The organism is Streptomyces sp. NPDC059455 (genome assembly GCF_042750115.1).
Taxonomy (GTDB): Bacteria; Actinomycetota; Actinomycetes; order Streptomycetales; family Streptomycetaceae; genus Streptomyces; species Streptomyces endocoffeicus.
The window spans coordinates 1,919-11,230 of sequence record NZ_JBHYVB010000291.1; the positions used below are offsets into that span (position 1 = coordinate 1,919).

At 73.7% G+C, this 9,312-nt stretch carries 8 protein-coding genes; 6 read left to right on the forward strand and 2 right to left on the reverse strand.

What is annotated here, in order from left to right; all coding sequences use genetic code 11:
• Nucleotides 1–52: 52 nt before the first annotated feature.
• From ACFXB5_RS49400 to lnt, 4 genes are all read left to right on the forward strand, one after another.
• Nucleotides 53–559, forward strand: coding sequence for an ATP-binding cassette domain-containing protein (locus ACFXB5_RS49400; protein WP_385221543.1), 507 nt, complete (start codon nt 53–55; stop codon nt 557–559).
• Nucleotides 552–1,559: an ABC transporter permease gene (locus ACFXB5_RS49405; RefSeq protein ID WP_191068770.1), complete on the forward strand. Its 1,008-nt coding sequence runs from the start codon at nt 552–554 to the stop codon at nt 1,557–1,559. Before ACFXB5_RS49400 ends, ACFXB5_RS49405 begins: the two co-directional genes overlap by 8 nt.
• A 37-nt stretch (nt 1,560–1,596) precedes the next feature.
• Nucleotides 1,597–4,068, forward strand: coding sequence for a SpoIIE family protein phosphatase (locus ACFXB5_RS49410; protein ID WP_385221547.1), 2,472 nt, complete (start codon nt 1,597–1,599; stop codon nt 4,066–4,068).
• Between the two features lie 155 nt (nt 4,069–4,223).
• The gene (gene lnt, locus ACFXB5_RS49415; RefSeq protein WP_385221561.1) at nt 4,224–5,771 is read left to right on the forward strand and encodes an apolipoprotein N-acyltransferase; all 1,548 of its coding nucleotides are present in this window, start codon (nt 4,224–4,226) and stop codon (nt 5,769–5,771) included.
• Here lnt and ACFXB5_RS49420 read toward each other — a convergent pair.
• Both ACFXB5_RS49420 and ACFXB5_RS49425 read right to left on the reverse strand, forming a co-directional pair.
• Complete coding sequence (locus ACFXB5_RS49420; RefSeq protein ID WP_385221550.1) at nt 5,659–6,648, reverse strand: Gfo/Idh/MocA family oxidoreductase; 990 nt, start codon at nt 6,646–6,648, stop codon at nt 5,659–5,661. The genes lnt and ACFXB5_RS49420 overlap by 113 nt on opposite strands.
• Nucleotides 6,649–6,671: 23 nt before the next feature.
• Entirely contained in the window at nt 6,672–7,871 is a 1,200-nt protein-coding gene (locus ACFXB5_RS49425) for an FAD-dependent monooxygenase (RefSeq protein ID WP_385221552.1), read from the reverse strand.
• Between the two features lie 86 nt (nt 7,872–7,957).
• Between ACFXB5_RS49425 and ACFXB5_RS49430 the strand changes: the two genes are divergently transcribed.
• Nucleotides 7,958–8,611, forward strand: coding sequence for a TetR/AcrR family transcriptional regulator (locus ACFXB5_RS49430; protein WP_385221555.1), 654 nt, complete (start codon nt 7,958–7,960; stop codon nt 8,609–8,611).
• Nucleotides 8,612–8,652: 41 nt separating this feature from the next.
• Complete coding sequence (locus ACFXB5_RS49435) at nt 8,653–9,159, forward strand: DinB family protein (RefSeq protein ID WP_385221558.1); 507 nt, start codon at nt 8,653–8,655, stop codon at nt 9,157–9,159.
• The last annotated feature ends 153 nt before the right edge of the window (nt 9,160–9,312 follow it).

Sequence of the window (9,312 nt, forward strand, 5' to 3'; positions counted from 1 at the left end):
GTTATGTGTATAAGAGACAGCGGGGAGCGTCCGGGGGGCGCTGGCCGCCGGGGTGGGCTGTCTGCCCCGCGACCGGCACACCGAGGGGCTGGTCCCCCAGCTGTCGGTGGCCGAGAACATCACCATGCCGGTCAGCGGACGGCTCGGGCCCGGCGGGCTGATCCGGCCCTCGGTCCGGGACGCCCTCGCCCGCCGCGCCATCGACGAGCTGGAGATCACCACCGAGGGCCCGGCGCAGCCGGTGACCGCGCTGTCCGGCGGCAATCAGCAGAAGGTGGCCATGGCCCGCGCGCTGGCCACGGATCCGCGGGTGCTGGTGCTGATCGACCCGACGGCCGGGGTGGACGTCCGCTCCCGGCGGGCTCTGCTGGGGGTCGCGCTGCGGGCGCGGGCCGAGGGGCGGGCGGTGCTGCTGGTCTCCGACCAGCCGGAGGATCTGCGAGCCTGTGACCGGGTGCTGGTGATGGCGGGCGGCTTCGTGACCGCCGCGTACGAGGCGGGCTGGGCGGAGCGGGAGCTGATCGCCGCGATCGAGGGGATTCCCCCCGGCCATGGCTGACCTCCGTACGCCCCACGCGCCGGGCCGCGTCCGCCGCCTCGTCCCGCTCGGCATCCGCGATCTGGCGCTGCTGCCCGCGGTGGTCCTGCTGCTGGTCATCGGCGCGCTCGGCAACCCCGGCTTCCTCACCCGGGACAACCTCGTCAACATCCTGGGGGCGTCCTCGGCGCTCGGGCTGCTGGTGCTCGCCGAGGCGATGATCCTGATCAGCGGCAGGATGGACCTCTCCCTGGAGTCCATCGCGGGTCTGGCACCCGCGCTCGGCTTCCTGGTCGTCATCCCGGCCGCCGACGCGGGCTTCGGCACCCGGTGGCCCACCTGGGCGGGGCTGCTGCTGATCCCGCTGGTGGGCGCGGGCGTGGGCGCCGTCAACGGGGCGCTGATCGTGGGGCTGGGGCTGAACGGATTCATCGTGACCCTGGCGATGAACATCGTGCTGCGGGGTGTGCTGATCGGCCTGGTCTCGGGCAGGACGCTGTTCAGCGCGCCGGACGCGTTCTTCGCCCTGGGCTCCCGGGACTGGCTGGGGGTGCCGATCTCGGTGTGGCTGACGGCGCTGTGCTTCGCGCTCGCCGGGTTCGTGCTGCGCTACCACCGGCACGGCCGCGCGGTGTACGCGATCGGCGGCAGCACCCCCGCCGCCCGGGCGGCGGGCATCCGGACCGGCCGGGTGGGGTGGGCGGTCCTGGTGATCGGCGGGGCGCTGTCGGGGGTGGCCGGGCTGGTGCTGGCCGGGCGGGTCGGGGCGCTGGGCGCCAATCAGGGCAGCGGTCTGATCTTCACCGTCTTCGCGGCCGCGGTGATCGGCGGGATCAGCCTCCGGGGCGGCCGGGGCTCCCTGCTGGGGGCGCTGCTGGGCACCCTGCTGCTGGGGATGCTGGAGAACCTGCTGACCCTCGCCCAGGTGTCGTCGTTCTGGATCCAGGCGATCTACGGCGGGATCATCCTCGTCGCACTCGTGGTCGCACGGCTCACCACCGGGGAGGCTCAGGAGTCATAGTATTAAGGGAAATGTATCCGCAGATGGGACGGGTGCGATGGCCATCCCCCAGGGAATCGCGCCGACCGAGACGCATGTCCCGTTCGACATGGCGGATGCGGCCTCGGCGCTGATCGACGCCACGGGGACCATTACCGGCTGGACTCCGGCGGCGGAGAGACTTCTCGGCTATCCGGCGGCGGATGCGGTGAAGCAGTCGGCCAGGATGCTGCTGGCGGCGCCCGAGGACGCCGCGAAGGCCGAGGCGATCGGCTCGTGGTGCCAGGAGCACGACGGCTGGGGCGGCCTGGGGCGGCTCCGGCACCGGGACGGCCGCCGGATCGAGGTGGGGCTGCGGATCTCCGCCATGCGCGACCCGGACGGCGAGGTCTCCTGGCTGGTCTCCGGGATCGACATGGGCTCCATCCCGACCTGGGCGCTCAGCGGCTCGCTGCTCCAGGCGTTCCTCACCCGGTCGCCGGTCGGGATCGCCGTGCTCAGCCCGGATCTGCGGTATGTGTGGCTCAACGACACGCTGGAGCGCTACGGCGGGCTGCCCCGTGAGCAGCGGATGGGCCGCCGGATGGCGGAGTGCCTGCCGGGGCTGGACACCGAGGCGCTCGAGGCGCAGATGCGGCAGGTGCTGAAGACCGGCAAGCCGGTGATCGACTACGAGTACCGGGGCTGGACGATGGCCGCGCCCCACCGCGAGCACGCGTACTCGACCTCCTTCTTCCGCCTGGACAACGCCGAGGGCCGTCCGGTGGCCGTGTGCTACATGGGCATCGACGTCACCGACCGGTGGCGGGCCCGGGAGCGGCTGGCGCTGCTCAACGAGGCCAGCGAGCAGATCGGCAGCACGCTGGACGTCATGCGCACCGCGCAGGAGGTGGCCGACTTCGCGGTGCCCAGGCTCGCCGACTTCGTCACCGTGGATCTGCTGGAGTCCGTCCTGCGCGGCGAGGAGCCCTCGGCACGGCCGACCCGGACCATCCCGGCCTTCCGGCGCGCCGGCCAGGCGTCCATCCACGAGGGCTGTCCCGAGTCCATCGCGGCGCGCGGCGATCCGATCGCCATCTCCCCGGCGTCGCCCTTCGCCTGTTGTTTCCTCGAAGGAGAGTCCGTGCTGGATTCGGAGCTGGACGCCTCCTTGCAGGCGTGGAGCGGCGACGACCCGGCCCGGACGCGGAAGGTGCACGAATTCGGGATGCGCTCCTTGATCGTGGTTCCGATCTGCGCCCGCGGCGCCCTCCTGGGCGTGGCCTCGTTCGTCCGCTCCCGGCATCCGGACCCGTTCGAGGAGGACGATCTGCTGCTCGCCGAGGAACTGGTCGCGCGGGCCGCGCTGAACATCGACAACGCCAGCCGCTACAGTCGTGAGCGCGCCACCGCGCTGGCCCTCCAGCGGAGTCTGCTGCCGCACGCCCTGAGCGGCGGCCAGGCCGTCGAGGTGGCCTCGCGCTATCTGCCCACGGACGCGCGCAGCGGGGTCGGCGGCGACTGGTTCGATGTGATCCCGCTGTCCGGCGCCCGGGTGGCGCTGGTGGTCGGCGATGTGGTCGGGCACGGCATCAACGCCGCGGCCACCATGGGGCGGTTGCGGACGGCCGTGCACACGCTCGCCGATATGGACCTGCCGCCCGAGGAGCTGCTGGCCCACCTCGACGACCTGGTCATCCGGCTCACCGAGGAGGAGTCCGGGCAGGAGGGCGTGGCGGCCGCGGTGCTGGGCGCCACGTGTCTGTACGCGATCTACGACCCGGTCACCCGGCGGTGCACGATGGCGCGGGCGGGCCACCCGACCCCCGCGATCGTGGACCCCTCGGGCGAGGTCACCTTCCCCGCGCTGCCCGCCGGTCCCCCGCTGGGCCTGGGGTCGCTGCCGTTCGAGTCGGCGGAGCTGGAGCTGCCCGCCGGAAGCCTGATCGCCCTCTACACCGACGGGCTCATCGAGACCTGCGACCAGGACATCGACGTCGGCCTCGGCCGGCTGAGCAACGCCCTCGGCCAGGCCGTGCTGCCGCTGGAGGAGCTCTGCCGCACGGTCGTCGACACCCTGCTGACCTCCTCGCAGACCGACGATGTGGCCCTGCTGCTGGCCCGTACCCACGGTCTGGGCACCGGCCACGTCGTCTCCTGGGACCTGCCCTCCGATCCGGCCGTCGTCGCCAGCGCCCGCTCCCTGGCGATGCGCCAGCTCGCCGAGTGGGGGCTGGACGAGCTGATGACGACCACGGAACTGATCGTCAGCGAGCTGGTCACCAACGCCATCCGCCACGGCACCGGCCCCATCCGGCTGCGGCTGATCCGGCACGACGTACTGATCTGCGAGGTCACCGACACCAGCAGCACCTCACCGCGGCTGCGCCACGCCCGCACCACCGACGAGGGCGGCCGGGGGCTGTTCCTCGTCGCCCAGCTGACCCGCCGCTGGGGCACCCGCTACACCGAGGGCGGCAAGCTCATCTGGGCCGAACAAGACCTTCCGGAACAAGATCGCCCGGAACGCGACCGCCCGGAATCGGCATGAAGCACGCTCCGGCGCGCCCCCGCCCTGTTCATGATCGGCTGACTCCCGCACACTGGCCCTGTGCCAACAGGAGGGGGGCATCCGAGGTGCGGAGGCCGGTCGGCGGCGAGGACCTGTGGGGGCGGCGGCTGGCCTCCCCGTGGTGGCGGGGCGCGATGGCGCTGCTGGCGGGCGCGCTGCCCGCACTGGCCTTCCCCGCGCCCTCGCTGTGGTGGTGGGCGTATGTGGCCCTGGTGCCCTGGCTGCTGCTGATGCGCTCGGCGCCCACCGGCCGCCGGGCGATGCGGGACGGCTGGCTGGGCGGCGCCGGGTTCCTGCTCGCGGTACACCACTGGCTGATGCCGAGCCTGCATGTGTTCATCGTGCTCCTGGCGCTGCTGCTCGGGCTGTTGTGGGTGCCCTGGGGGTGGCTGACGCACCGGCTGCTGCACGGCCGCCCGGGGGCCGGGCGGATGGCGGCGGCGCTGGTGCTGCTGCCGTCCGTCTGGCTGATGGCCGAGCTGGCCCGGTCCTGGCAGTATCTCGGCGGGCCCTGGGGGCTGCTGGGCGCGAGCCAGTGGCAGGTGGCGCCCGCGCTGCGGCTGGCCTCGGTGGGCGGGGTCTGGCTGCTCGGCTTTCTGCTGGTGCTGGTGAATGTCGCGGTGACGGTGCTGATCGCGGTGGCCCGGGCCCGTACGGTCGCGCTGGCCGGGCTCGCCGCGTGCGGCGCCGCGGTGGCCGGGGCATGGGCCTGGGTACCCCAGGCCAAGGAGCCCGGGACGGCGCGGATCGCGGTGGTGCAGCCGGGGGTCATCCCGGGGCCGGGGCCGCGCTTCGAGCGCAGCGCGGAGCTGACCCGGCAGCTGGCCGGCCGCGATGTCGACCTGGTGGTGTGGGGCGAGAGCAGCGTGGCCCATGATCTGACCACCCATCCGGAGCTGCGCGGGCGGCTGGCCGCGCTGTCCCGCACGGTCGGCGCGGATCTGCTGGTCAACGTGGACGCGCGGCGCGGCGACATGCCCGGCATCTACAAGAGCTCGGTGCTGATCGGTCCGAACGGTCCGACGGGGCAGCGCTACGACAAGATGCGGCTGGTCCCCTTCGGGGAGTACATCCCGGCCCGACCGCTGCTGGGCTGGGCCACCTCGGTGGGCAAGGCGGCCGGTGAGGACCGCCACCGGGGTACCGAGCAGGTGGTGATGAAGCTGCCGGATTCCCTGCGGATCGGGCCGCTGGTGTGCTTCGAGTCGGCGTTCCCGGACATGAGCCGGAACCTGGTGCGGGACGGGGCGCGGGTGCTCGTCGTCCAGTCCTCGACCTCGACCTTCCAGCAGAGCTGGGCGCCGGCGCAGCACGCCTCGCTGGCCGCGCTGCGCGCCGCCGAGACCTGGCGGCCGATGGTGCACGCCACGCTGACCGGGGAGAGCGCGGTGTTCGGGCCGCGCGGCGAGCCGGTGGGCCCCCGGATGTCCACCGGCACCAGCGCGGCCACCGTCTACACGGTGCCGCTGGGGCAGGGCACCAGCCCGTATGTGCGGATCGGGCCCTGGCCGGTGTACGGGGCGATGGCGGCGCTCGCCGTCTTCTGCGCGGCCGAGGGGGGCCGGGCGCTCAGACGGCGGACGGGCCGGCCGTCGGGCGGGAGGCCGGGCCAGGCGTCCGGTGAGCGGCCGGACCCCCCGTCGGACCGGCGGACAGACCAGCCGACTCCACGGCGTCCCTGACGACCCGTTCGCACAGCTCATGGGTGCGCAGCGCGTCCTCGGCGCCGATCCGCCGCCCGGCGCGCACCGCGTCCAGGAACGCGTCGGTGATCTGCTCGATCCCGCGCTGCCGCGCCACCGGCACCCAGTCGCCCCGGCGGCGCACGCTCGGCTGGCCCTTGTGGTCGACCACCTCGGCGAGGTTGAGCACCTGCCGCTTGGTGTCCTGGCCGGAGACCTCCAGGACCTCCTCGGTGGAGCCGCTCATCCGGTTCATCACGCCGAGCGCGGTGAACCCGTCCCCGGACAGTTGCAGCAGCACATGGTGTATCAACCCGCCGCGGATCCTGGCGCGCACATCGATATGGTCCACCGGACCGGGCGCGAGGAAGCGCAGCGTGTCCACCACGTGGATGAAGTCGTCCAGGACCAGGGTGCGCGGGTCCTCGGCGAGGCCGACGCGGTTCTTCTGGAGCAGGATCAGATCGCGCGGATGGTCCAGGCACTGGGCGTAGCCGGGTGCGTAACGCCGGTTGAAGCCGACCATCAGGCTCACCCCGCGCTCCTCGGCGAGCCGCACGAGCCGCTCGCTGTCGGCGAGGTGGTACGCGAGCGGCTTGTCCACGTACGTTGGCACCCCGGCCTCGAGCAGCCGGGTGACGAGGTCGGCATGGGTGTCGGTCGGGGCGTGCACGAAGGCCGCGTCGAGCCCGGTCGCGAGCAGCGAGTCGAGGTCGGCGTGGCGCTGGGCGTCCGGGACCCGATGGGTGTCGGCGACCCGCTGGAGGGTGGCGGGGGTGCGGGTGTGGAGATGCGGCTCCAGACCGGGCCGGGCCATCAGCACGGGCAGATACGCCTTCTGCGCGATGTCGCCGAGCCCGACGCAGCCGACCCTCATTTGTTCTCCCCGGTCTCTTCCGATCATGCCTTCCGCTGTGCCCCCGCAGGATACGTGGGGGTGGGCGGACGCCAGTCGGCGATGCCGTCGAAGGAGCGGAGGGCCAGCCCGGGGGCGAGGCGGCCGACGGCGGCGATCGCGGCGTCGCGGAGGGCGACGGCGGAGGCACTGGTGAGGGTGATCATGCGGGCGGTGCGCGCCGAGCGGCGCACCACGTCCATCGTGCGGGGCAGCCGGTCGCGGGTGTAGGCGGCCAGGGCGGCGGAGGGGTCGGCGATGCCGGGGGCCAGATGGTGGGCGAGGACGACGGCGTCCTCGATGGCCTGGTTGCCGCCCTGCCCCATCGTGGGGGCCATCGCGTGGGCGGCGTCGCCGAGGAGGGCGACCCGGCCCCGGTGGTAGGCGGGCAGGGGCTCGGCCATGGACCGGATGTCATGGCGCAGCACGTCCTGGGGCGCGACGGCGGCGAGGACATCGGGGATGGGGCTGTGCCAGTCGCCGTAGAGCCGCAGCAGCGCGGACCGCTCGTCGTCCGGGGCCCGGCCGCCGGGCGGGGCGACGGCCGCCGCGTAGGCGTAGACCCGGCCGTCCTTGAGCGGCTGGGTGCCCCAGATCCGGCCCCTCCCCCAGGTCTCGTGCGGCTCGAACGGCCGGTCGGGGGCGGGGATGACGACACGCCAGGTGGTGAATCCGGCGTAGCGGGGCCCGGGGTGGTCCGGGAAGAGCGTGCGACGGACGGCCGAGTCGATGCCGTCGGCGCCGATGACGAGGTCCGCCTCGTGGTCGCCGTCCTCGGTGGTGACCCGGGCCGGGCGGCCGGCGGCGCCGGGGTCGGCCAGCCGGGCGGCGGTCGCGGTGCGGACCACGCCCTGGGGCAGCCGGGAGACGAGCAGGTCGACGAGGGTGGCCCGGTGGAGGAGGACCAGCGGGCCGCCGAAGCGCTCGGCCGTCGCGGCGCTGTCCATCCGGGAGAGCCAGCGGCCGCCGGGGGTGCGCAGCCCGCCGCCGCCCTGCCAGGCGGCGAGCGCGCGCACGTCGTCGCCGAGGTCGATGGCGTCCAGGGCGCGCTGGGAGTTGGGGGCGAGGGAGATTCCGGCGCCGACCGGCTCGAGGCGGGCGGCCCGCTCCAGGACGGTGATGGACCAGCCGCGGCGGTGCAGGCCCGCGGCGGCGGTGAGCCCGCCGACTCCGGCACCGATGACGACGGCACGGGGCTGCTGCATGACTCCTCCAAGGACACTACAGATGTAGTACTCACTTACGTTACTACATCCGTAGTGCGAGTAGCGGATGGGCTTAGGTTGACCCCATGACCGCTGATCGAACCGCCGCTTCCGCTTCCGGCGCCTCCCCGTCCGCCTCCGCGTCCGGCGCGTCCCGCGCCGAGCTGATCGCCGACACCGCGCTGGCACTGCTGGCCGAGCGCGGGATGCGGGGGCTGACGCACCGCGCGGTGGACGAGGCGGCCGGGCTGCCGCTCGGCTCGACCTCCAACCACGCCCGGACCCGCGCCGCCCTGCTCAAGGCTGCGGTCCGGCGGCTGGCCCGGCGGGAGGCGGAGGTGCTGGCGCCCGACGAGATGCCGCGCCCGGCCGACGCGGCACCGGACGGAACCGATCCGGTCGCGGCACTGGCCGACGCGCTCGCGCTCGCCCTGCACCGCTCGCTCACCACCCAGCGCGATCTGCTGATCGCCCGCTACGAGCTCGCGCTGGAGGCGACCCGCCGCCCCGAGCTGCGGGAGTTCTATGACGCCACGGGGCGCGGCTTCCGGGAGCCGCTCGAGGCGATGATGACGGCACTGGGCTCCACCGAACCCCGGCGGCACGCGCGGTCACTGGTCGCCTGGTGCGAGGGACTGATGTTCAGCTGCGCCGCGGGCGCCGACCACGACGCCGTACCCGACCGCGCGGCACTGCGCACCGGGTTCGGGGAGCTGCTGCGCGGGATGCTGCACGAATAACGCGTGGCGGTCACGGCGACGCCGCCGCCATCATGACCGCCATGACAACCACAGAACGCCCCGACCCGCCCCGGGCCGCCGATGAACGCACCAGCCTGGAGGGGTGGCTGGACTTCCACCGCGCGACCCTCGCCCTCAAGTGCGAGGGGCTGGACGACAAGCAGCTGCGCGAGGCGTCGGCGCCGCCGTCCGGACTGACCCTGCTCGGCCTCGTACGGCATATGGCCGAGGTCGAGCGGAGCTGGTTCCGCCGGGTGCTCGCCCAGCAGGACGTAGGGCCGATCTGGTACAGCGAGGAGGACCCGGACGGGGAGTTCCACCTCACCGAGGAGGACACCCCGGAGGCCGCCTTCACCATCTGGCGGGAGGAGATCGCCAAGGCCAAGGAGGCCGCCGCGGGCCGCTCCCTGGAGGACGTGGCCAGCCGTCCCGGCCGTGGGGACTACAACCTGCGCTGGATCTACCTCCACATGATCGAGGAGTACGCCCGCCACAACGGCCACGCCGACCTCATCCGCGAGCGGATCGACGGCGTCACCGGCGACTGAGCGCTCCGCGGGAAGTGCCGCGAGGTGCGGTCGCTCATCCGCGGCTGCGTCGTGGCCGGTCGCCCACGCGGCGGAGCCGCACATCGACACAGCCCCGCGCCCCTTCGGGGCGCACCCGAACCGCACCGGACTCCAGCGAGGACACTTGGTGGC

Excerpts from the sequence above, each read along its gene's own strand:
- ACFXB5_RS49405 (WP_191068770.1), top strand. The coding sequence starts at position 552 with ATGGCTGACCTCCGTACGCCCCACGCGCCGGGCCGCGTCCGCCGCCTC.
- ACFXB5_RS49410 (WP_385221547.1), top strand. The coding sequence starts at position 1,597 with ATGGCCATCCCCCAGGGAATCGCGCCGACCGAGACGCATGTCCCGTTC.
- lnt (WP_385221561.1), top strand. The coding sequence starts at position 4,224 with ATGGCGCTGCTGGCGGGCGCGCTGCCCGCACTGGCCTTCCCCGCGCCC.
- ACFXB5_RS49420 (WP_385221550.1), bottom strand. The coding sequence starts at position 6,648 with ATGAGGGTCGGCTGCGTCGGGCTCGGCGACATCGCGCAGAAGGCGTAT.
- ACFXB5_RS49425 (WP_385221552.1), bottom strand. The coding sequence starts at position 7,871 with ATGCAGCAGCCCCGTGCCGTCGTCATCGGTGCCGGAGTCGGCGGGCTC.
- ACFXB5_RS49430 (WP_385221555.1), top strand. The coding sequence starts at position 7,958 with ATGACCGCTGATCGAACCGCCGCTTCCGCTTCCGGCGCCTCCCCGTCC.
- ACFXB5_RS49435 (WP_385221558.1), top strand. The coding sequence starts at position 8,653 with ATGACAACCACAGAACGCCCCGACCCGCCCCGGGCCGCCGATGAACGC.